The sequence below is a fragment of the Christensenella hongkongensis genome, assembly GCF_000981035.1.
In the GTDB taxonomy this organism is placed as follows: domain Bacteria; phylum Bacillota; class Clostridia; order Christensenellales; family Christensenellaceae; genus Christensenella; species Christensenella hongkongensis.
The window spans coordinates 52845-75167 of the sequence record NZ_LAYJ01000112.1 but is presented as its reverse complement, the minus strand read 5'-3'; the positions used below and the strand labels follow the sequence as shown (position 1 = coordinate 75167).

The 22323-nt window shown below is 51.1% G+C and carries 18 protein-coding genes and 1 pseudogene; 1 reads left to right on the top strand and 18 read right to left on the bottom strand.

Annotation, left to right across the window (positions count from 1 at the left end):
- Window positions 1-497: 497 nt before the first annotated feature.
- The 5 genes from CHK_RS10430 to CHK_RS10410 form a co-directional block, all read right to left on the bottom strand.
- Window positions 498-1319: an ABC transporter permease gene (locus CHK_RS10430; RefSeq protein WP_046443994.1), complete on the bottom strand. Its 822-nt coding sequence runs from the start codon at window positions 1317-1319 to the stop codon at window positions 498-500.
- Window positions 1316-2215, bottom strand: a complete 900-nt coding sequence (locus tag CHK_RS10425; protein ID WP_052740523.1) for an ABC transporter permease — start codon at window positions 2213-2215, stop codon at window positions 1316-1318. The genes CHK_RS10430 and CHK_RS10425 overlap by 4 nt, the downstream gene beginning before the upstream one ends.
- Window positions 2193-3338 (bottom strand): ABC transporter ATP-binding protein, encoded by a 1146-nt coding sequence (locus CHK_RS10420; RefSeq protein ID WP_046443993.1) that lies wholly within the window; start codon window positions 3336-3338, stop codon window positions 2193-2195. Before CHK_RS10420 ends, CHK_RS10425 begins: the two co-directional genes overlap by 23 nt.
- Window positions 3339-3414: 76 nt before the next feature.
- On the bottom strand, window positions 3415-4533 hold the full coding sequence (locus CHK_RS10415) for an ABC transporter substrate-binding protein (protein ID WP_046443992.1): 1119 nt from the start codon (window positions 4531-4533) through the stop codon (window positions 3415-3417).
- A 114-nt stretch (window positions 4534-4647) separates the two neighbouring features.
- Entirely contained in the window at window positions 4648-6441 is a 1794-nt protein-coding gene (locus CHK_RS10410) for a cupin domain-containing protein (protein WP_046443991.1), read from the bottom strand.
- 453 nt (window positions 6442-6894) lie between these two features.
- Here CHK_RS10410 and CHK_RS10405 point away from each other — a divergent pair, with 453 nt between their 5' ends.
- Window positions 6895-7917, top strand: a complete 1023-nt coding sequence (locus CHK_RS10405; protein WP_046443990.1) for a LacI family DNA-binding transcriptional regulator — start codon at window positions 6895-6897, stop codon at window positions 7915-7917.
- Between the two features lie 126 nt (window positions 7918-8043).
- Here the strand turns inward: CHK_RS10405 and CHK_RS10400 are convergent, their stop codons facing one another.
- From CHK_RS10400 to CHK_RS10335, 13 genes and pseudogenes are all read right to left on the bottom strand, one after another.
- Entirely contained in the window at window positions 8044-8886 is an 843-nt protein-coding gene (locus CHK_RS10400) for a 3-hydroxyacyl-CoA dehydrogenase family protein (protein ID WP_046443989.1), read from the bottom strand.
- A gap of 3 nt (window positions 8887-8889) precedes the next feature.
- The gene (locus CHK_RS10395; RefSeq protein ID WP_046443988.1) at window positions 8890-9654 is read right to left on the bottom strand and encodes an enoyl-CoA hydratase/isomerase family protein; all 765 of its coding nucleotides are present in this window, start codon (window positions 9652-9654) and stop codon (window positions 8890-8892) included.
- 5 nt (window positions 9655-9659) lie between these two features.
- Complete coding sequence (locus tag CHK_RS10390; protein ID WP_046443987.1) at window positions 9660-10847, bottom strand: acetyl-CoA C-acetyltransferase; 1188 nt, start codon at window positions 10845-10847, stop codon at window positions 9660-9662.
- A gap of 157 nt (window positions 10848-11004) precedes the next feature.
- The gene (locus CHK_RS10385) at window positions 11005-12012 is read right to left on the bottom strand and encodes a branched-chain amino acid ABC transporter permease (protein ID WP_052740522.1); all 1008 of its coding nucleotides are present in this window, start codon (window positions 12010-12012) and stop codon (window positions 11005-11007) included.
- A gap of 122 nt (window positions 12013-12134) precedes the next feature.
- Window positions 12135-12467 carry a hypothetical protein gene (locus CHK_RS10380; RefSeq protein ID WP_131924648.1) on the bottom strand — a complete coding sequence of 111 codons (333 nt, stop codon included), beginning with the start codon at window positions 12465-12467 and terminating at the stop codon, window positions 12135-12137.
- A gap of 93 nt (window positions 12468-12560) precedes the next feature.
- Window positions 12561-13940: an ABC transporter substrate-binding protein gene (locus CHK_RS10375; RefSeq protein ID WP_046443985.1), complete on the bottom strand. Its 1380-nt coding sequence runs from the start codon at window positions 13938-13940 to the stop codon at window positions 12561-12563.
- A gap of 97 nt (window positions 13941-14037) precedes the next feature.
- Window positions 14038-14916, bottom strand: coding sequence for a branched-chain amino acid ABC transporter permease (locus CHK_RS10370; protein WP_046443984.1), 879 nt, complete (start codon window positions 14914-14916; stop codon window positions 14038-14040).
- A 48-nt stretch (window positions 14917-14964) separates the two neighbouring features.
- Complete coding sequence (locus CHK_RS10365) at window positions 14965-15669, bottom strand: ABC transporter ATP-binding protein (RefSeq protein WP_046443983.1); 705 nt, start codon at window positions 15667-15669, stop codon at window positions 14965-14967.
- Window positions 15662-16429 (bottom strand): ABC transporter ATP-binding protein, encoded by a 768-nt coding sequence (locus CHK_RS10360; RefSeq protein WP_046443982.1) that lies wholly within the window; start codon window positions 16427-16429, stop codon window positions 15662-15664. Before CHK_RS10360 ends, CHK_RS10365 begins: the two co-directional genes overlap by 8 nt.
- Window positions 16430-16491: 62 nt before the next feature.
- Window positions 16492-17931, bottom strand: coding sequence for an FAD-dependent oxidoreductase (locus CHK_RS10355; RefSeq protein ID WP_046443981.1), 1440 nt, complete (start codon window positions 17929-17931; stop codon window positions 16492-16494).
- 33 nt (window positions 17932-17964) lie between these two features.
- A complete protein-coding gene (locus tag CHK_RS10350; protein ID WP_046443980.1) occupies window positions 17965-19404 on the bottom strand; it encodes an FAD-dependent oxidoreductase in 1440 nt (479 codons plus the stop codon).
- A gap of 160 nt (window positions 19405-19564) precedes the next feature.
- Window positions 19565-21187 (bottom strand): annotated as a pseudogene (gene dhaK, locus CHK_RS17180) (dihydroxyacetone kinase subunit DhaK).
- On the bottom strand, window positions 21175-22269 hold the full coding sequence (locus CHK_RS10335) for a glycerol dehydrogenase (RefSeq protein WP_046443977.1): 1095 nt from the start codon (window positions 22267-22269) through the stop codon (window positions 21175-21177). The pseudogene dhaK and the gene CHK_RS10335 overlap by 13 nt, the downstream one beginning before the upstream one ends.
- Window positions 22270-22323 lie beyond the last annotated feature (54 nt).

Genomic DNA, 22323 nt, shown 5'->3' with positions numbered 1-22323 from the left:
TGTTAAAATTACATCATAAGCACTGCGCTTTTGCCCTCCAAAGGCAAATTTTTTTAGGAGGGCAGCAGACAAACAACACCGTTTTTACGTTACGATAATTTTTTTCATTTTTCTTCCGTAGTAAGGGCCTTCTGCAGAAGGCTCTTTCTCTTTCAGAAATGTTACCTGTTTTTTCCTTACAGGATTTTTTTCATTTTAATGTTAGGAATTCTTTTTTCGCGGTTATGATATTAGCACTCATATCCCCGCTGAATCATCCGCTATGCGGAGTGGAGAATCTATATGCACGTGTTTATGTGAAGATTCGGCCAGCCGGGATTATGCGTTTGAAAAGGCGGCATAGCCGCCTTTTTTGTGTCAGGATTTTTAAAAAACCGCTTAGCGTTTCCCATCGACGCCATCTTATTCCATCCAAAAAAGCAGCTTCCTGTTTTAGGAAAACTGCTTTTTGGATGCTTTTATGGGGCTTAACCCACATCACAAGAGGCCAATCCCGTTCAGACGACCAGCTGGTCGTCCTCCGTTCCGGTATATTTCGCCATAAATATGATAAGCACAATAGAGATGAGCAATACCACCGTGGATATCGCATAAATTTCCGGCGAAATGCCAAAGCGGATCGAGCTGTAAATAAACACCGGCAATGTCGATTCCGTACTTGTCAGGAAATACGTAATAATGATCTCGTCAAACGACATTGTAAACGCAAGCAGCGCTCCCCCTATGATCGCACGCTTGATCATAGGCAGCGTTACATAAAAGAACGCCTTCATGGGCGTCGCCCCAAGGTCTGTGGCCGCTTTTTCCAGGTTTGGCGAAAGCCTTTGCAGACGCGCGTACACCTGCATCAGCACCTGCGCCGTCGTAAAGGTCATGTGGCCAAAAAGCACAGTCCACAGGCTTAGCTTCATCCCCACGCTTGAAAACATCAGCAAAATCGAAATACCGACAATGATTCCCGGCAGGATAATCGGCAGGTTTGCCACGGTGCGAAACGCATTCTGCCCGCGGAACCTTACCCTGTTCAGGAATACCGCGCCCGCAGTGCCCACCACTACGGCAAAAGCGACAGCCACGCAGGATACGAACAACGAGTTTTGCAACGCGCTCAGTATCTTTTCATTCTGGAATACCTGGGTATACCAATCCAGCGTCATTTTGCTGAAATCGACGCTCGCCGTAGAACTGCTGAAGGAAAACAGCACCACCACCACGAGCGGCAGGTACAGGAACGCAAAAATCACAATGCTATAGATGGCGAGTCCAACCGGTTTTTTCTTTTTTTGTGCCGGAGCGGCAATGGCAAGTTCGTTTTTCATTCCAGATTCCCCTCCGATTTCGTCAGTTTTGTAGACAACGCCAGAATCACGATCGCCACCGTAAACAGGATAAACCCAAGCGCGCTGCCAAGCGGCCAGTTATACGCATTGCCAAACTGGTCCGCGATGAGGCTTCCCATCATGGTCATAGACGTACCTCCCAGCTGCTTTGGAATAATATAATCGCCAAGCGCGATGACAAACGCCATGGTGAAACCGTTGAGCACCCCGGGCAGCGACAGCGGGAAAATGACGTTTGTAAACGTCCGCCTGCTGTTTGCTCCAAGGTCAGACGCAGCGGAAAGCAGGTTTTTGGGAATTTTTTCCAGAGAATTGAAGATTGGAATAAACACAAACGGCAGCGTCAGGTGCACAAGCGTAATCACCACGGCGAACGGGCTGTAAATCAGCCACGAAACAGGCTCCTGAACAATTCCAAGCCCCATCAAAACCGAGTTGATAAGCCCCACCTTGCCAAGGATCGTGCGCCATGCAATGATCCGCACAAGATAGCTTACCCAGAGCGGCACAAGTACCATAAGATACGCCTGGTTTCGAAAACGCTTCATTTTACGCGATACAAAATAGGCAAGCGGGTATCCGAGTCCAAGGGCGATTCCCGCCACAAGCAGGGAGTACAGCAATGTTTTGATAAAAATCGGAATGTAGATCGGATTGGTAAAAAATTCAATATAATTGTCAGCGGAGAATGCAGACTGGTCGATCTGCCCGCCCACCTTGAGATAGAAGCTGTACCGCAGCGCTATAAAAAGCGGCAACAGCACAAAAAGAATCATCCATGCGGAAATCGGCACGCCCATTAAAAACCGCTTGAACCGGCCCGGATTGCCATTGTTTTCGAGAACCATCCTCTCAGGCTGTTTCGAGCTTTTCATGGCCTTCTCCTTTCTCTTCGCCGCTTGGGAAAATCACCGCGTCCTGCGGATAAAAGTAAAGCCTTATGCCTTCGCCTTCGGTTCTTGGCTTATAGTTGATGGTGCTCTCCGTATACCGTATCGTGTTTTCGCCGATTTTGACCGCGAGGTCAAAATCATTTCCGCGGAACACAATCCGTGAGATAACGCCGGAAAGAACGTTGGCATTGGCGCTGCGCTCCTCCCCGATAAAAAGGCGCTCCGGCCTGAACCCTACGCATACGCGGTCTCCCACGCAAAAACCTTGCCCTGCCGGCACGTATACCGAGGCCGCGCCTGTTGCAACCCGCGCCTGGCCTCCCGCCAGTTCTTCGACCGTTCCGTCCAGGAAGTTCATTTCCCCAATAAAATTTGCGACAAATTTGGTAGCCGGATGATTGTATATTTCCGTCGGCGTATCGATTTGATGAATCAGTCCGTTCTTCATAACGCAAATGCGGTCCGACATTGTAATTGCCTCTGTCTGGTCGTGCGTGACATAAACGAACGTGATATCAACATTTTTCTGGATATCCTTGAGCACCGTCTGCATCGCAAGCCTCAGCTTAAAGTCCAGCGCGCCGAGCGGTTCATCCAAAAGCAGGGCGCGCGGACGGTTTACAAGCGACCGGGCAAGCGCTATACGCTGGCGCTGCCCTCCGGAAAGCTGTTGGGGCAACCGCTCCGCAAAATCCTGCATCTCCACGAGCTCCAATATCTCGCGTATCATCGGATCTGCATCCGTTTGACGGATATTTCGCATCTTCAGTGGAAAATACACATTTTTGTAAATATTCATGTGCGGGAACAGCGCATAGTCCTGAAATACCGTATTCACATTACGCAGGTGGGACGGCACATTCGTAACATCCGCACCCGCAAGATATATTTTGCCCCTTGTGGGGTTCTCCAGCCCCGATATCATCCGAAGAGTTGTGGTTTTTCCACAGCCGGAAGGCCCAAGCAGCGAAAAAAATTCGCCATGCCTGATTCCAAACGAGCTGTCCTTCACCGCCGTAAAGTTTCCATAGGTTTTGTTGATATGGTCGAGCCTGATTTCATATTCGCCGTCCATTACAGCCTGGTTTGATTTTTGTTTTATCATTTTGCCTCTCCTGCCCCCTGTCCAAATTTTGGAGGGAGCCGCAAAAGGCTTTGCGCTCCCCCCTTATGCTATTGGTTTATTGGATTTCCGCCTTGATCTCGTTCCAAAGCTCCGTACGTTTTTCAAAGTCCTCCGGCGTCTTCAGGATAAATACCGGAACCTTTATGTTGTCAATATTATCGTACGAGCACATGGATACCACATCCGGATCGAGCGCGTCTTTGGCCGACGGCGTCACCGCCCCATAGCTGACCGCGCCCGCAAGCGCCTGCTGGTTTTCATCGGACAGCATCCAGTCCATCCATTTTTCTGCAAGGTCCGGGTGCGCCGCGTCCTTAAGCATTGCCCAGCCGTCGATCCATACGTAAATCCCTTCCTTGGGCATCATTCTTCCCACGTCCATCTGCGCTTCGTCGCGCAGCTTCAGGATCAGTCCGGAGTCATAGCTTGAAATAGAAGCGTTTGTTTCGCCTGTGGACAGGAGCTGGAATTCGTTGTCGATACCGTTTGTAAAGGTTCTGCAATTTTTTGCAATCTCCGTCAGCTTTTCCTTTACCTGAGCAAATTGTTCGTCCGTCAGGTTGAACGGATCCTCAAACCCAAGCGCCATCGATACGACTACAATATTGTTGTTGCCTTCATCCGTAATCGAAACCTGGCCTTTATACTGCGGATCCCAAAGTACGCTCCAGCTTTGGGGGAGCTCCGGCATTTCCGCTTTGTTGTATACGATGTTGTTCGAGCCCCAGCACATCGGTATGTGGTACATTTTTCCATCGATCATTTTGTAATCGGCGTCCTTGAAAAATTGGCTCAGCTTATCATAATTTGCGATCTTGTTCTGGTCGATCTCCTGAATAAGCCCCTGGTCGTAATACCGTTGCAGGCTGCCGCAGTCAATCGAGATCAGGTCGTATTCCGCTCCGCCCGCCATTGCTTTGGTGAACATTTCTTCCACTGTGCCGGCATAGGTGGCGTTTACCTTGCAGCCGTATTTCTCTTCAAACGGCTTTAGCCAGCCATCTTCGGCATATCCCTGGAAGCAAAGAATATTAAGCTCGTCCTCCCCGCCCGCAGCGGTTGTTTTATCGCCCGGCGCATCTGCGCCGGTGGCTGTCCCCGCAGGAGCCCCGCACGAAACCAGCAGCAGTCCTGCAATCACCAGAGTTACAACAAACATCATACTTTTTTTCATCTTTTTCATCCCCTTACATTTTTGGTATATTATTGCCCTTTTATTTTTCTGCCCGGAATTTCACCGGGCAGCCGTAATCCTGTTTTTCGTCATTCTCCAGTGTACAGCGGCGCGTTATCCCTTTTTCCAGCGAACCAGGGTGATTGTATTGCGGCCCTCGCCCGTCTCTGATTCCACCGCATATTCCCCAAAATCCGCGGGGATCACCGCCGCCTGGAAGAGATTGATCGTGGTGCAGCGCTCCGGATTTTTCCTGGAATAAATTTTTGCATTTTTCCCTACCGTAAGCGTAACGATATGGCAGAATTTCCCCTGCGTGTCATATTCGCCTTTTTTGCTGTAGTGGATGCGCTCGATTTCAAACGGCATCTCCGGCACGGAGGAATAGCGTTCAATAAAATAGTCCTTTGTCCATTTCACCACCGACGGCCTGGCGCGCAGCTTCTCATCCACGTAATCCTCCCTGCGGAATTTGGATACGTTAAACGAATGGTCCATGTGCATTTTGAGCGGTTTGCCTGTCATGGTTTTGGTATTGTCGTCCCACGAATTACGCGCAAAATCGTAAGAAAAGAAGGAGTATTCCGTGCCCGCAATCGACGGGCATGTATCCAGCTCGAGTACCATCTGGTTTCCGCCGTGGCCGTGGTCGGTTCCCGGCGGTATCAGGTACAGGTCTCCCTCGCGCGATTCCCAGTTGCACACATAGTCCTTCCAGTCCCCGATCTCCTTCAGGTTGTTTGATTCGCGGCACTTCTTCTCCCACTGTTCAAGGTCCGCATCGTTATAAAATCCCATCCATGTGTTTGCGCCCTCATATGCTTCCGCAATATAGTAGGTCTCATACCGGCCAAGCGGTTCGTTAAAATGTGTTTTCACATATTCCGTACCCGGATGGGTGTGAATCGGCATGGAAATGCGTTCTGCCGGCGTTTTCTCCGGAAAATACCCGTCGTCCAGCCACGCGTCCAGCGGGAACAGGTGCGGATATTTTTCATGTACATAGCTTCCCACAAGGCGCTGCGGATACTGCATCAGGTTGACAAACGGAAGGTTGATCATCTGCTCCGCTCCAATATCGATCAAAATGCTGAGCTCCGGCCCCGCTACCTCGTTCCATGCGTTGCATTCCAAGCCTTCGATTTCCCAAAAATCCTTGTAACGGTATGCGCCCCACGGGCCCGGCTGGTAGATTTCAACTTCCTTGACAGGATAGTCGAGCATTGTTTTGATGATTTCGTCGTACGCGTTGCGTGGTATGACCTTCAAATCTTCAGTCTTAACCGCTTCCACATAATAATCCATTTTGTCGATCAGGAAATGCTTCTGGAAATGCAGCAAATAGTAATCGCAGTAATAGTATTCCTTCCAGTCATACTCTTTCCTCGGCGCATCGCAGGCAAAGGGCACAAGCTTTCCGTCCCACATCTGCCACAAAAGCGGCTGGCGCGTTTTATCCAGATAATAAGTGATGTCGTAATCCGAAAAAAGCTCCGGAACCGCCGCGCCGTAGCCATATACCACAACGCCGCTTTTCAGCCGTTTCCTTAGCGCCTCGAGCTTTTGTGCGTCCATCAGGTCCGATATCCTTCCGTCAAGGTTACAATATCCAAAACCCGGATCGTCCGTAATAAACTCCTGTTTGTAGTCCATGATCTCGTCCACAGGCAGGAAAACATCGTTAATATTTACAAACTCCGCGTCCGCCCCCGCCTTTTTGATTCCTTCCACCACGGCGTCAAAATCCACGCCGTACCAGCCGTCAAGCGCAACCGCGCCGCTTGCCGTGCCAATGGCCTGCGCCATCTGCGCGAAAACTCCCTCCGGCCCGAATACGATTGCATTTTTCGTATCCTCCGACACTTTGATATGATTTTCTACATTCTGCCTTCCTTCGTATAATGGCATTTCACAAATCCTCCCTTGCCCTTTGATTGCGTTACGCTATCCCGCTCGATGCGCATAGACAGCGAATGCTATGTATGACAAGCCCATTGCAGCCAAATGGATACAATACGCCCGTTCATATTTTTTATTTTTGTAATTTGCAGTTTCGAAAAAGCCTTGTCGTTTTAGTTTAGTTTATAAACCGTTTTAGTTTTGTTGAGAATCCAATGAAGTTTTGCGCGATTTGTTCTGGATGCGCCCGTCCTGTGCTATTCTTTGTTTTTCATGATTTTATGTAAAATTTATCTTTGATTATCTGTATGGTAGCAAAAAAATCCATATGCGTCAATACTTTTTTTTCAAAAATACTAATTCGGTTTAGTTTTTTCTTTTCTCCGATGCGATTTTAGTTGTATCCTGCACGGCATATGATATAATGGATATAATAAATTCAGACTGCATAGGAGCCTTGGTATGAAAGCAAAGATGACCGTCAAGGAGATTGCAAAAATGGCAGGCGTATCGCCTACCGCAGTATCCTTTGTCCTCAATAACAAGGAAGGCGTCAGCGAAAAGACACGTCAGCGGGTGGAGAACATCATAAAGGCCACCAATTACACTCCTGATAAAAACGCGAGGAGGCTTTATTTTAAGAAGAGCTTTAATATCTGCCTTGCAATCACCAAAAAATCGTCGCCGTTTGCCGACCTTTTTTACCTTGACGTACTAAAAGGCGTGCTGCAGCGCGGTATGGAGCATGGGTATAATGTTATGATTTCTGAATTTCCGGAGCAATTTCCGGAGGGCCGGAACTTTTCCTCCAGTATCGCGGGCGGCGATACGGACGGCGTGATCTTCTTCCAGGATACGCCTGAGCAGCTATTGCGCTATTTCGACGAGCAGGAAATCCCCTATGTGCTTGTGGATACGCATTCCCAGGCCGGCAGGCATATCACTGTCGATACGGACTGCGAGCTGAGCACCTTTGTCGCAACGGAAAAGCTGATTGAAAACGGCCACCGGAAAATAGCGCTGCTCTGCTCCAGCTTTTTGCCGGAATTTTACCTGCAGGTCTCTTCCGGCTTTATGCGCGCCGTGGCGGGCCACGGTCTGTCCGTCTCGCCATCCTACCTGATACGCGACGCCTATAACGAAAAATCCGCCTACGAGCTTATGAAAAAATTTTTGGAGGAAAACAGGGACGACCTTCCCACGGCATTTTTCTGCGCGGGCGACATCTATGCAATCGCCGCCATGAACGCCGCCATGGAAATGGGTTACCGTGTTCCGGACGATTTTTCCTTCATTGCGATGGACGATATCATCATTTCCCAGTACGTCCGGCCACAGCTTACAACCATAACCTATGATAAATGCGCGATGGGCGCGCAGGCAATCGACCTGCTCGTAGACCTGATCAATCACAAGCCCGCGCAAAGCGTGGTCATCAAGTCCGACCGCATTATCGAGCGCGAGTCCATTAGGCGGCTCGTATAAATTCGCATACCAAAACCAGATAAAAAACGGGCCTGCAATGGGAAATTTTCCCGCAGGCCCGTTTTTCTCCCGGGCGGGTAAACCAGCCGCTTACCTCTTCATGGCAATCCAGACAGCCTACATGCCTTAATAGGTGTAAAATCCCGCGCCGGATTTTTTACCAAGCAGGCCGCCGCGCACCATTTTTTTGAGCAGCGGATGCGGCCTGTATTTGTCTTCCCCCGTTTCCTCCTGCAATACCTGCATGATGGCCAGCACCACGTCAAGGCCAATCATGTCTCCCAGCGCAAGTGGTCCAAGCGGGTGGTTTGCCCCAAGCTTCATCGCCGTATCAATATCCTGCGCCTGTGCAACGCCTTCCGCATAAACGCCTATCGCTTCATTAATCATGGGAATCAGTATGCGGTTCACCACAAATCCGGCGCTTTCCTTTACATATACGGGCGTTTTCCCGATCTCTTCGGCAATCTGTATGATGCAGCTGACCACCTCCATATCCGTATGCGCGCCGCCCACAACCTCGACCAGCTTCATCCTGTGCGCCGGATTAAAAAAGTGCATTCCCGCAAACCGTTCCCTGTGCTTTAATACGCTGCCAATTTGCGTAACGGAAATAGACGACGTATTTGTCGCAAGGATCGCGTCCTTGTCGACGATTTGTTCCAACTGTTTGAAAATCTCCTGCTTGGCGAGGACGTCCTCATAAACCGCTTCCACCACAAGTCCGCTTTGGGCGCATTCGCAAAGCCTGTCCGTAATCTCGATCCTGTTCAATATCGCGTCCCTTTGCTCCTGCGTTATTTTTTCTTTGTTCGCCAAATACTGCAAAGACGAGGAAATCATATTTTTTCCTTTTCGTACCTGCTCAAGACCTGTGTCCGCCAATACGACACGGTATCCTGCCGTCGCAAATACCTGCGCAATCGATGCCCCCATCGTTCCCGCGCCAATCACCGATATTTTTTCCATTGCTTATTCTCCCCAAAAATGCTTTGTCTTTTGCTTTTTCACAAAGTATTCCATGCCGGTTTTCTGATCCTTTGTCAAAAACAACCGGGCAAAATATAGTGTTTCCAGTTCGTCCCCTTTTGTTTTTTTCATCGCTTTTTTTGCATTCCTGACGCCATATGGCGCATTCGCGCACACCTCCTGCGCAAGCTGCACCGTATTTTTCCAAAATGTTTCCGTTTCCCAGACCGCGTTGAGCAATCCAAGCTCGCGTGCTTTACATGCTTCAACCTGCTTGCCTGTAAAAATAAGCTCCGCTGCGTTTGCGTAACCAATCAGCTCCTTAAGCCTTCCCGCGCCTCCAAAGCCGGGCATAATGCCAAGCGTCGTCTCCGGCAACCCCAGCATAGCTGTCGTACAGGCCACGCGCAGGTCGCAGGCAAGCGCAAGCTCCAGCCCTCCGCCGAGCGCATATCCGTTTATGGCCGCAATCACCGGCTGTTCCAGCTCTTCCAGCATCCGGAACGTTTCACATCCAAGCCGCGCGAAATCCTCTGCCTCCCGGAAGGTCATTTGCTGCATCTCAGAAATATCGGCGCCTGCGGCAAACGCCTTTCCCTCACTGCTGCCGGTAACAATAGCGCACCTCATGTCTTTCTTTTCCCGCAGGATAGAAACCGCCTCCCGAAGCTCCACGAGCATCCGTCGGTTGAGTGCGTTGCGCTGCCCCGGGCGGTTGAGCTTTATCACCACAATATCCTCTTTTTGCTCTATCCGAATCGTTTCCATCTTCTTCACCTGCAAAAACCGTCCCGTTCAAAAATCGTCGCTTCTCCCATGCCTCCGCCGATGCAAAGGGTTGCGAGTCCGTACCTGCCGTCCCTCTTTTGCAGCTCGTGAAGGAGCGTCACGGCGATGCGTGCCCCGGACGCGCCGATCGGGTGTCCAAGAGCGATTGCGCCCCCGTTTACATTGACGCGCTCCTCTTTTGCCCCGATCCCCTGCATAACGGCGATCGCCTGTGACGCAAACGCCTCGTTCGCTTCCACAAGGTCCATCTCCTCAATCGTCAGCCCTGCATCTCCAAGCGCCTTTTTCACCGACGGAATCGGCCCTGTTCCCATAACTGCCGGATCCACGCCGCACGATGCGGCGCCCAGCCATTTTGCCTGCGCTCTGAATCCATGCTTTTTCAAAAAGCGCCCGGACGCCACCAGCATGGCTGCCGCGCCGTCGTTAATGCCAGAAGAATTTCCCGCCGTTACGGTTCCCCCGTCAAGGAAGGCAGGCCGCAGCCCCATAAGCGCCTGCATCGACGTGTCGCGAATGTGCTCGTCCTCGGCAAAGTGCAATACGCCGCCTTTTTTCTGCGGCACCTCTACGATGGCAATTTCATCCCGAAACCGTCCCTCCTTCCTTGCGCGCAGTGCTTTTCCCTGTGATTGCAAAGCAAAAGCATCCTGCATTTCCCGCGTGACTCCATACTGCGCCGCAACATTTTCCGCCGTAATTCCCATGTGGTAATCGTAAAACGCATCCCACAATCCCTCGTGTATCATGGAATCCGCCGCCTGTACGTTTCCCATTTTCTGTCCCCACCGCAGCTCCAGCGTGTGGGGCGCCCGCGACATGTTTTCCATCCCGCCCGCCGCTACACATTCCGCCTGCCCGGACCGGATCAATGCCGCCGCGAGGTTCACCGCGTTAAGTCCCGATCCGCATACCTTATTGATCGTCATTGCGGGAGTCTCCTTTGGGATTCCCGCAATGAGAGCCGCCTGGCGCGCCGGGTTCTGCCCAAGCCCTGCTTGCAGGACATTGCCCATCAATACATAATCCACGAGCCTCGCGTCCACGCCCGCCCGTTTACACGCCTCACCCAATACAACTGAGCCAAGCGTCACCGCGCCGACGTCTTTCAGCGTCCCTCCAAATGTTCCTACAGCAGTACGTACGCAGCCTAAAATATAAACATCCTGCATTTGTTTGTTTCCTTTCTTTCCACGTCAATATCAATAAAAACCCGCTCATCGGTATGCGGTAAGCGGGTTTTGAGGTATATGCCCGTCCCTTTACAGACGGATGCACCAATACCCTGGAGGCTTTTTCATTTCCAAAATATTGATATCGCCTTGCATCTCATTCCATCTGGCTTTCGGCCTTCCGGTTATGTTTTCCCGTCATTTTACTGAACAGCTTCTTGAATCCTTTTACAATCGGCTGCATCACGCCGTTTGGAAGTACGAATACGATCAGCAATACGAGGATGCCAAACACCAGCTGCCTGTAGAGCTCCGCGGTACGAAGCAGCTCCGGCAGGAACGTTACCACCACAGAACCGACAATCGGTCCGATCACCGTTCCGCAGCCTCCGATCATCACTGCTAAAATCGCATTCATTCCAATTCCCGCTGCAAAGGTGGTCGGATTCACAAAATTCATATAGTGTGCGTAAAGCACCCCGCCCACGCAGCCCAGCACAGCGCTCAGCTCAAACGCCAGAAGCTTTGTTCCCGTTGCATTGATGCCCACAGCTTTTGCGAGGTCTTCATTTTCACGCAGCGTAACAATCGCGCGGCCCGTTTTTGATTTAAACAACCGGTACACAAAAAGCAAAGTCAGCACCGCCGCTATCAGAACAATGTAGAAATACCCTTCCCTCGAGGAAAGCGGCAGTCCAAAAAAATCACCTTTGAGCGGAGGGATAGAAAATCCCTGTATTCCCCCGGTTACCTCGTGCCAGCCTTTCATGATCGTAAATACCAGCATTGTAAATGCCAGTGTAACGATTGAAAAATAATGCCCCTTCGTCCGCAGGGACGGAATCCCGATCACCGCTCCCACAACGAGTCCGATTGCAACAGCCATCAAAAGGCCCACGGGCATAGACAGCCCCAGCTTGGACATCAGCAGTCCGGATACATACGCGCCGATTCCATAGAAAGCCACCTGGCACATGGATACATACCCCGCATACCCCTGGATGATATTAAGGCCGGACGTCATAACAATCCAGATCAGCGTTACGATGATCAGATGAAGATAATAGGATGTTGTGACAATCTGCGGCAAAAAGATCATGACCAGCAATACGGCGGCTGCAACAGCGCCCATGATCATCGATCTTTTTTTCGATTTTTTCAACATAGAAACTTCTCCTTCCTTATGATACATTGCGGCGCAGCATTGCAAAGGCCGCACGATTTCCTTGCTCAATAAAGCCGTATGGGATTATAAATATCCTTGCCGCCGCTTTTGCAGAAAAGCAGCTATGCCAAAGCGCCGGTTATTCGCTGATTCGAAAGCCGTCGCCCCATTCTTTTGCGCGGCGCGCATATTCTGCAGCCGCCTCCGGCGCGGTCTACCATCCCCTGCCGCCAAAAGATTGTCAAATCACAGAAAACAATACGCCGGTATGGAATATCGTATGGCGGTACGTTGAATTTAAAATGGTGGGGGCCATCCGGAAGCGGCGTCCAGATAGAATCCTCGAACGTCCTCGTTCCATATATATCGTCTTCCCGCAGCGTATACTTGCCTACGGTACGGTGGCCGTCGCATAGCAATGGCGTTTCTTTTTCCGCTTCCCGAATTATGTTCACGGCTTCACCGCCCCCGTATTGGTCTAAAGCAGTTTTTATCCAGCCTGCTTTTTGCGGGGGCCCGTAAGCCCCCGCAGGCAAGCGCCATTTTACTTATTTTCCCGGAAACTCGATCCCTTCCTGCTCGCAATACTCTTTGAGGTAATTATGCAGGAAATCCGGTCCGATATCCTTGCCGATGGTGTCTTCATAAGCCCAATTCTGTTCATCCATGCTCCACTTGGAAACCGTGTACGGATGATACGCCTGTCCAAGGTCGTCAAACAGCAATCCGCCGTCAAGTGGCGTATATTCGATGATCACCCGCGGATCAAGATCCTCCACCTTCAGTTCCTTAATTGCGTTGTTTACAGACTCCCACTCCGTTGTGCCCGCTTTTTGCAGCGCTGCCATCAGAATCCAGAAATTGTCGTAGCCGTTCGTCGCCGTCTGGCTTGGGTTTTCGCCAAACATTTCCTCATATTTTTTGATAAACGCATCAGACTGCTCGCCGTTTTCACCGCCTTCTTCCGCAACCTGCGGGCGGATCGCGTAGCTGCCGTCCATCTGGTCGTTCGTGCAGGTCTCAAGCCACTGCGGGCCTGTGCCGCTGGAATAGGTAATCATTGGGATTGTGGAACCGAGCTCGCGCAGCTGGCGCAACGCCATTGCGGATTCCTCGATATTGCCCGCCATATAAAGGCCGTCCGCTCCAGAATTTGCAATGTTCGTCATCTGGCTCAAAAGGTCAAGGTCCCCGGCGTTCATCGTTTCCTGCGCCACAACCTCTACTCCGATCTTTTCGAACGCGTCGATTACATTATTTGCATGTACGCTGTAGCCTGTGTCGTTAAAGAACGCCAGAACAGCCACCTTACTCACTCCCAGATTGTCTTTGATATACTGGCAGTCGGATACCGGATCATAGCAGTTCGCTGTCGCGCTGCGGAAGGTATTCCCGGGCGAATACAGCAGTATCTGCGGGGAACGTGCATTGCCGACCAGCATCGTGATCTCTTTGCCGGGTATCTGCTGTGCTGCGGAAATCGTTGAAGTGCTGGAGCTCCAGCCAAGTACGTAATTTACGTTATCCACATCCATCAGCTTCTGGATCGTCGAAACGCCTTCCGTCGCGTCGCTCTTGTTGTCGTACGTTATCACTTCAATGTCATATGTTTCGTCGCCGATCTTGATGCCGCCCTCAGCGTTCACCTCAGATGCTCCCAGCTTTACGGCGTTTGCCGCAGGCAGGCCATATGGCGCGCCCGTACCCGTGAGCGAATCGTCCACTCCGATTTTGAGCACCTTATTCCCGCTTGCACCTGCTTTTGCGCCGCCCTCCGAAGCTGCAGCGCCGCTTCCGTCGCCTGCCGCCGCTCCTCCCGGCGTTGCCGCGCCGCCGTCAGCCGCAGGCGCACCGCAACCGAAAGCTGCAACCGCAAAGAGCGCAATCACTATCACCAGGCATAGTACTTTTAAATTCTTGCTTTTCATTTTTTCATTCCTCCTTTTAACCTCTTTTATTCTTTTCTTTTCAGAAACCTGTCTTTTCCGGCGGAACCGTCTTTGCCGTTCCGTAAGATTTCCCAATTTATTTGGTTGCCCTGCTTCTTTTGCCAAACAGGCCGTTCGGCTTGAAGATAAGCACCAGGATGATGATGATAAAACCAAACGCATCTTTGTACGCAGCCGACACAAAGCTTGCCCCGAGGCTTTCCACGATACCCATAATAAGGCCGCCGATAATCACGCCCGGTATGCTTCCAAGCCCACCAAGTATCATAACCGCAAAGCCTTTCATAACGATGTCCCCGCCGTAGGAGGGAAACATCTGCAGCAGGCTTGTCACAAAAATACCGCACAGCCCTGCAAGCGCGCTTCCGATTGCAAATACCGCGCCGCTGGTCTTATTGACATTGACGCCCACCATTGTCGCCGCCTCGCGGTTTTGCGCCATTGCGCGGATAGAGCGTCCAAGCTTGGTTTGCTTCATCATAAATGCAAGTACGCCCATAAGCGCCAAATTGATAATAATTACGTATAAGCGGAACGATGTAATCGCAATCGGCCCGATATGCAGCGTCGTATTTCCTACCGCCTGGATCGAAACCGGATCAGCACCCCAAATCATCTGGCAAAGGTTTTCAAAGATAAACAGCAGCCCCAATGCCATGATAAAAATATTGATGGGCGGCCCTTTTATGATTACCCTGTAACAGTACCGTTCCAGAAACATGCCAAGCAGCGCGCATCCCACGATTGCAATCAGCGCCGCGGCAATCCACGGTACGCCCAGCATTCTCGCAAACGTATAACCGATGTACCCTCCAACCATCACAACCGAGCCGTGTGCAAAGTGCGAAATCCCAAGGACTCCGTAGATCTGTGATAATCCCATGCCGATCAGGGCGTAAATACTTCCAGTGACGATACCGTTTACGATCTGCTGAAGAAGTATAGCATTATCCATAATTTCCCTCCAAAATAATGTTTTTTCTCTCCCCACAGGGAAATGGCGTCAAATTCCCAGGTAGGTTTCCTGAATCTGTTTATCTCTGGATAATTCCTCCGCCGTGCCCTCGATCACAATATTTCCCGTCTCAAGCACATAAACATAATCAGCCAGATCAAGCGCCATCTGTGTGTTTTGCTCTACGAGCAATACCGTCTTTCCGCGGCTGTTTATATTTTTAATGATTTCTCCAACCTCTTCTACGAGGATGGGCGCCAGTCCCCACGACGGCTCGTCGAGCATCAAAAGCTCCGGCCTTGCCATCAGAGCGCGCGCGATTGCAAGCATTTCCTGCTCTCCTCCCGAAAGCGTTCCCGCCTGCTGCGCCGTCCTGTCTTTCAGGCGTGGAAACCATCCAAACACTTCCTCGATCGAATCCGCGATCTCTTTTTTGTCCGTGCGTGTATATGCGCCCATAATCAGGTTTTCATATACCGTCATCTCGGGGAAAAGCTGCCGTCCCTCCGGGCACAGCGATACGCCGCTCTTTGTGACGTCGTGCGATTTCATTTTGTTGATCTGGGTTCCGTTCCATTCGATGCTTCCGCTTTTCGCGCGCATCATGCCCATAATCGTTTTCATGGTCGTTGTTTTCCCCGCGCCGTTTGTACCGATCAAAACCGTTATTTTGCCGGTATCCGCATGGAAGTTCAAACCATGCAGCACCTCAATACTGCCATAGCAGGTCACGAGATTTTCCACTTTAAGCATGATTTCCACTCCTTCCCAGATACGCCTCGATCACGGCTTCATTTTTCTGTATTTCCTCCGGCCTTCCTTCCGCGATTTTCTGCCCAAGGTTGAGCACGACTACATGGTGGCATACCTCCATAATCATCTTCATATGATGCTCCACCAAAAGAACCGGCACGCCTCCGTCGCAGACCTTGCGTATCAGCTGCACAAGGTCTGCGCGTTCGTCCTCTATCATACCCGCGCACGGTTCGTCCAGCATCAACAGCTTTGGTTCCGTAGCCATTGCAATCGCAATCATCAGTCTGCGCTGGTCCGCGCTTGTAAGCGAACCCGCCCTGGTGTCCATCTTTTCTTCCAGCCCGACAAATCCAAGCAGCTCCCGGCTGTGCTCCAGCACGCGTTTTTCTTCTTTGAGCGTGCCGCAGATGCCAAACAGCCCAGTGACAAAATTTGATTTCATCCGGCAATGATGCGCTGTCACGACGTTTTCAACGGCAGACAAATCCGGGAAAACGCTGCTGATCTGGAATGTCCGCGCGACTCCCATCCTCGCGATTTTATGCGAGGGCAGCCCGCTGATTTCCTTGTCTTCAAACAGGATACTTCCGCTGGTCGGCTTGTGCACGCCTGTAATCAGGTTAAAGCAGGTCGTTTTTCCTGAACCGTTCGGCCCGATGAGTCCCAGTATCTGGTTTGACTCCAGGTTAAAAGAGACATCCTTCACCGCAGCCAATCCGCCGAAATATTTTGTTACATTCTCAAAACGGAGAATCATCAATACATTCCTCCAAATCTATTAGTTTCCGTTCCCTTCATGGCGGGAATTTCCAGCGTATATTACAGCTTCAGCCCCCTGTTCCACGTTTTTGTCCTCAGCTTGTATTCTTCAACCACTTCAGGCGAAAGCTGCTTGTTGGTCGTTATCATGCCCTGCTCGTGAAGCGCGTCCTGCACCAGCTTCACGTCAATATCCTTCACGGTAGTCCCCAGCTTTTTCGCAAGCGCCGCTGCGGTTCCCGCCGCCTGTCCGGTGCAGATGCTCGGCGTGCAATACCGCAGGGCAGCCCACGTAACGAGATCCATAGACGCCGATCCGCCGGCGGCAAGGAGATTATCAAAATCCTTTGACACCATGGAGCGGTATGGGATATCATACGGCGTTATATTGTAAATGAACCGGTGGCTGGCGTTTGGAAAAAACGGATCCTGCGGCATATTACAGCAGGCGATCGCATCGTCAAATGTCTTAGCGCTCTTCATATCCTCGTCCGTAATCGTGTACTCGCCTACGATCCTGTGTCCATCACGCAGCAGCAGCCGGATAGGCGTTTGTTCGATCTTGGAGTGCTCAAAGCCCGGGACATTATTCCGGAAAGCTTCCCAGATAGACCACGCCTGTTTCCTCATATCAACCTCCGCATCGCTCAGGTCTTTTTCCATCCACGGATGGCTGCCTTTTTCAATGGGTTGGTACGCGCCGATAAACCAGCATCTTCCGTTCGCGTATTCGATCATCAGGGTGCTGTTCCGCGGCGTATACAGCCTTCCCGCTTCTTTTTCCTGCAGGAACAGTTTTCTTCCCTTAACCCAGTAGTCCCACTCGTCGACATTCTGTTCCGCGAACTCTCTGAACTTTTTATAATCGACGCCGCACATCCAAAAGCCGTAGCCAAATCCCATGTGCATTCCCTTGAATGGCCCAAACCGGTCGTCGGGATATCCTTCTTCGCCCGTCACCGCGGCTCCGGACTGCCATGCGATATGCGCGATACCCGTGCAATCGATCACCGTTTCCGCAAGGATCGCCTGACGGCCCTCGTGCGTTTCAATGAAAATTCCCTTTAAGGAATTTCCTTCCGCGATCCCCTTTGTGGCGCTCGCGTGGTAAACGAGCGTTACGCCCGCTTCCTCCATCATTTCCTCGAGCATTAGTTTGTAATACTCCTCGTCGAAATAAATACAGCCCGTTCCAACGCTCCAGTTGTCGCGCAGGCATCCCACGCTTGAATTGAACGTCGCTTTATTTTGTTTCAGGCGGTCTATGATTTCCTGCACAATCCCGCCCTGGATGCGGTCGTCCACAAACGTATAATTATCGTTGTGTGTCAGCGTCTGGTTCCCGCCCAGGCATCCATACTTTTCTACCAAAACCGTTTTTGCCCCATTCCTGGCAGATGCCAGCGCAGCGCCGATTCCCGCCGGGCCGCCGCCGATCACAACTACATCGGTATCATATAAAACCGGTACTTCCCTGGAAGCTTCAAACACAGTTTTCATATCCTTACTCCTTTCATCACCGAAACAAATCCGTTACATCCCAAATCCGTTGCCCCATTCGCGCTCTCTTCTGGCGTATTCGTCGATTACGGAAGCGGGCAGGTCTTTGTTTGTCGTCACAAGCCCCTGGCTGTTTAGCTCCTTCTGCAATTCTTTTACATTAAGCTCGCTTGGCATAATGCCTTGTTTTGCAGACATTGCAGCCGCAGTGCCCGCGGCCTGGCCCGTACATACGCTGGGCGTGCAATACCGCAGCGCAGCCCAGGTAATGAGGTCCATAGAGCTTGCGCCGCCCGCTGCCATCAGGTTTCCAAAATCCTTGGAAACAAGGCTGCGGTATGGAATATCATATGGAGTCACATCAAATTTGAAGTGATGCCCTCCATCCGGGAAGAACGGATCCGGCGGCATATTGCAGCACGTGATCGCATCCTCAAAGGTCGTCCCTCCGCGCATATCATCCTCTGTAATCGTGTACTTTCCGACGATCCTGTGCCCGTCCCTGTGTAAAAGCTTTGCCGCAGTCTGCTCGATGGTCGCGTTTTCAAAACCCGGAACATGCTTTTTGAGTAAATTCAGGATGGAAAACGCCTGTTTCCTGATATCCACTGTCGCAAGCGATATTTGCTCCGCCTCCCACGGATGATTGCCCTTGGCAATCGGATATCCGGGGCTTAGCATCCATACCCTGCCGTCCTCATATTCCTGGAAGATACAGCTGTCGCGGAACGAATACAGCTCGCCATCTTTTTTCGCCTGCGTGAAAAGCTTCCTGCCCTTCACCCAGTCATCCCATTCCTCCGGGTTTTCTTCCGCAAATTTCCTGAATCTCATATAGTCTACCCCGCGGATAAAATATCCATAGCCGAATGCCATGTGCATTCCTTTATAGGGGCCGTATTTATTATCCTTATAGCCTTCTTCTCCGGTAACCGACGCGCCCGCCTTCCATGCAAGGTCTGCAATGCCCGTGCAATCGATCACCGTTTTGGCAAGGATTGCATGCCGCCCCTGCCAGCTTTCTATGACAACGCCTTTTATTTCATCCCCTTCATGGATGGCTTCCACCGCAAACGCGTGATACAACAGCTGCACCCCCGCTTCACCCATCATTTTTTCCAGCATCATCTTGTAATACTCCGGATCAAAATAAAAGCAGCCTTCATCCGCGCTCCAATGCGCCTTGTGCGATCCGACACTCGATTTGTATACCGCGCCGCCCGCATGCAGCTTGTCGATAATCTCCTGTATCAACCCGCCCTGAATCCTGTCGTCAATAAATGTAAACGAATCGTTGAATGTGAGCGTCTGGCATCCGCCAAGGCAGCCAAAACGTTCAATCAGTACCGTTTTTGCGCCGGTCCGTCCTGCGCCAAGCGCCGCGCCAATACCCGCAGCCCCGCCGCCGATGACGACGACGTCAGTCTCGCATAAGACCGGTATTTCCCTGCTTGCTTCCGTGATTGTTTTCATTTTTTCAATTCCTTTCCCGCATCATTTTCAGAACCATTTTCCGCAGAATGTGTAGCAAGAAGAATACTGTAGTTGTAAGCGAACCTTTTTTGCTACAATTTTGCGTTTTCCAGTTATGCAATAGTATGATTGTGCTTAGATATGATTGGTGGGAATCGCTTTATGCAAAGCTCTTAAAAATTACGCTGATCGCCACCGCTCCCGCGTCCGGGTAATTGATGCTGCGTTCCCCAAGATAGGAGGCGCGCCCTTTGTTTGCTGTAATTTTTTTGGTATTTTCTGCGCCCTGCTCCGCGCTTTGCGCTGCGTCGGCAACCGCCTCGCGGAACGGTTTGCCTTCCCGAAGGGAGGTTTCCATCGTCTCCTGCGCGGGAATCAGCGCGTCAAGCAGCGTTTTATCTCCAAGCTTTGCGCCGCCGCGTTTCCGAATCCCTTCGATCGCCGCATGGAGCATCAGCGGCACATCCGTTTCGCGGATTGTTTCTTTCCCTTTCACGCTCAACGCCGCCGCACGAAATGCAGATCCCCAGATTGGCCCCGACGCACCGCCGCAGTATTCGGTTATAATCATCGCGCAGCCCTTTACAAACCGGCTGACGTCCCCTGTTTCAATCTCATCGAGCTGCTTTTTCACTTCCTTAAAACCCTTGGAAAGCGACATCCCAAAATCCCCGTCTCCCGCAGCCGAATCCAGCTCGCAAAAATAAACCTCGTTTTTGATTACAATATCGCATAGCTTTGCGATCACATTTTTTACATCCATAACAGTAATGTTCATGTTGCATTCCACCCCTTACAATTTCAAGGCCAATGTGTTTGCCGGGCTGTCCAGCAGTTTCTTCAATTCATCGTCCAGCTTGAGCAGCGACGCCGACGCGCCCGCCATATCCAGCGACGTCATATAATTTCCAACAAACGTTTCGTGGACTGTGATTCCCCTGCTTTCAAGCTCTTTATAAATATCCTTGTTCAGAATATACAGCTCCATCAGCGGCGTTCCTCCAAGCCCGTTTATAAGCAGCGCGCATTCGTCTGCGCTTTTCAGCGCCAGCTCGCTTACCAGCATATCGCACATCCGTTTGGCTGTTTTAGCCGATGGTTCCGCAGCGCAGCGCTCAATGCCCGGCTCGCCGTGTATCCCCACGCCGAACTCCATTTCCCCGTCTTCGATTGCAAAAGTTGGCGTTCCTTTTGCAGGAACCGTACAGGAGCTGAGCGCGAAACCAATCGTCTTAACGTTCGCGATCGTTTTTTCTGCGATGCGCTTTACTTCATCCAGTTTTTTTCCTGCCTCTGCCGCCGCCCCTGCAATCTTGTGGACAAATATTGTTCCCGCAACGCCACGTCTGCCAATGGTATAAAGACTGTCCTGCACAGCAATGTCGTCGTTTACGTAAACACATTGCACATCGATTCCGTCCTCGCTTGCCATTTCAGCGGCAGCGTCAAAATTCATGCAATCGCCTGAATAATTTTTGATGATGAGCAGCGTTCCCGCATCGCTTTCCGTTTCCAGAATCGCATTGTAAACCTGTATGGTAGACGGTGAAGCGAATACGTCTCCGCACACCGCCGCAGAAAGCATGCCCTCCCCTACAAATCCGGCATGTGCGGGCTCATGCCCGCTTCCCCCGCCGGAGATCAGGCATACCTTGTTTTTGTCCAGCTTCTTTCTTTTCACAATCCGGTATCTTTCGTTCAGTTCAAGGTCCGCATCCGCAAGGATGATGCCTTCACACATTTCATCCACAACGGATACGACCTCGTTCATTATTTTTTNCATTTCCAGGTCCTCCCAATCACATCCGCCGCCCGGATTGCCGCAGCGACGTCACCGGGGCATACTTTAAAAGGCATATTATCCATCGTCTCTAGCTCAGAGCAGGAATGCTCCGCCACCCTCATAAGGCGCTCATCCGTGAGTTCTTCCACACCGAGATCTGCCAGGCATACCGGCAGCGAAAGCGATCTGCAAAAATCAAGCACCTCCACCAGCGTCTCTTCATCCGCATTTTCCAAAACAAGCTGTACCAGCGTGCCGAACGCCACCTTTTCCCCATGGTAATAATGATGTGTTTCCTCGAGGACCGTCAGCCCGTCGTGAATCGCGTGGGCCGCAGCAAGGCCGCTGCTTTCAAATCCAAGCCCGCTTAAAAGGATATTTGTTTCAATGATATTCTCAAGCGCCGTCGTCACCACATTTGCGTCGCTTGCCGCCTTTGCCTTATGCGCATCTTCAAGCAGCGTCGCATAGCACGTTTCCGCAATCGCAGCCGCTGCTTTGGTGCTGTGGCCGCCCGACATATTCGGCTTATTTGCCTTGATACATGCGCGTGCTTCAAATACCGTCGCCAGCGCGTCGCCCATTCCTGAAATCAGGAATCTGGTAGGCGCCTTTGCCACAATCCCGGAATCCACCAACACAAGATCAGGATTTTTTGGCAGGTGCATATAGCGGTCAAATTCGCCCTCATCGGTATAAATAATTGCAAGCGCGCTGGTTGGAGCGTCTGTAGAAGCGATCGTAGGTACGATGATCACCGGCTTTTTGGTCAGCGTTGCCGTTGCTTTTGCCGTATCGAGCGCTTTCCCGCCCCCAAGACCGATCACAACATCCGCCCCGTTTTCTTCCACGATTTCCACAACCCTGCCAATCTCCCTGTCGCAGGATTCCCCGCCAAACGCGGCATGCACATAATCGGTATTTGCAAGGCCTTCGTCCAATATATCCTTTACCCTCGCATAATCGTCAGAATGCGCGACTAAAACCGCTTTTTTTCCAAATCCGGCTATATACTCCCCCAATTTTTTCAATTCTCCTTCCCCTAACACAAACCTGGATGGGGAAATAAAGCTTCTTGCCATAATCTGTCACTCCTTTTATTCATTATTTTATTCATGATTTCTATCACAATTTTA

Excerpts from the sequence above, each read along its gene's own strand:
- CHK_RS10430 (WP_046443994.1), bottom strand. The coding sequence starts at position 1,319 with ATGAAAAACGAACTTGCCATTGCCGCTCCGGCACAAAAAAAGAAAAAA.
- CHK_RS10425 (WP_052740523.1), bottom strand. The coding sequence starts at position 2,215 with ATGAAAAGCTCGAAACAGCCTGAGAGGATGGTTCTCGAAAACAATGGC.
- CHK_RS10420 (WP_046443993.1), bottom strand. The coding sequence starts at position 3,338 with ATGATAAAACAAAAATCAAACCAGGCTGTAATGGACGGCGAATATGAA.
- CHK_RS10415 (WP_046443992.1), bottom strand. The coding sequence starts at position 4,533 with ATGAAAAAAAGTATGATGTTTGTTGTAACTCTGGTGATTGCAGGACTG.
- CHK_RS10410 (WP_046443991.1), bottom strand. The coding sequence starts at position 6,441 with ATGCCATTATACGAAGGAAGGCAGAATGTAGAAAATCATATCAAAGTG.
- CHK_RS10405 (WP_046443990.1), top strand. The coding sequence starts at position 6,895 with ATGAAAGCAAAGATGACCGTCAAGGAGATTGCAAAAATGGCAGGCGTA.
- CHK_RS10400 (WP_046443989.1), bottom strand. The coding sequence starts at position 8,886 with ATGGAAAAAATATCGGTGATTGGCGCGGGAACGATGGGGGCATCGATT.
- CHK_RS10395 (WP_046443988.1), bottom strand. The coding sequence starts at position 9,654 with ATGGAAACGATTCGGATAGAGCAAAAAGAGGATATTGTGGTGATAAAG.
- CHK_RS10390 (WP_046443987.1), bottom strand. The coding sequence starts at position 10,847 with ATGCAGGATGTTTATATTTTAGGCTGCGTACGTACTGCTGTAGGAACA.
- CHK_RS10385 (WP_052740522.1), bottom strand. The coding sequence starts at position 12,012 with ATGTTGAAAAAATCGAAAAAAAGATCGATGATCATGGGCGCTGTTGCA.
- CHK_RS10375 (WP_046443985.1), bottom strand. The coding sequence starts at position 13,940 with ATGAAAAGCAAGAATTTAAAAGTACTATGCCTGGTGATAGTGATTGCG.
- CHK_RS10370 (WP_046443984.1), bottom strand. The coding sequence starts at position 14,916 with ATGGATAATGCTATACTTCTTCAGCAGATCGTAAACGGTATCGTCACT.
- CHK_RS10365 (WP_046443983.1), bottom strand. The coding sequence starts at position 15,669 with ATGCTTAAAGTGGAAAATCTCGTGACCTGCTATGGCAGTATTGAGGTG.
- CHK_RS10360 (WP_046443982.1), bottom strand. The coding sequence starts at position 16,429 with ATGATTCTCCGTTTTGAGAATGTAACAAAATATTTCGGCGGATTGGCT.
- CHK_RS10355 (WP_046443981.1), bottom strand. The coding sequence starts at position 17,931 with ATGAAAACTGTGTTTGAAGCTTCCAGGGAAGTACCGGTTTTATATGAT.
- CHK_RS10350 (WP_046443980.1), bottom strand. The coding sequence starts at position 19,404 with ATGAAAACAATCACGGAAGCAAGCAGGGAAATACCGGTCTTATGCGAG.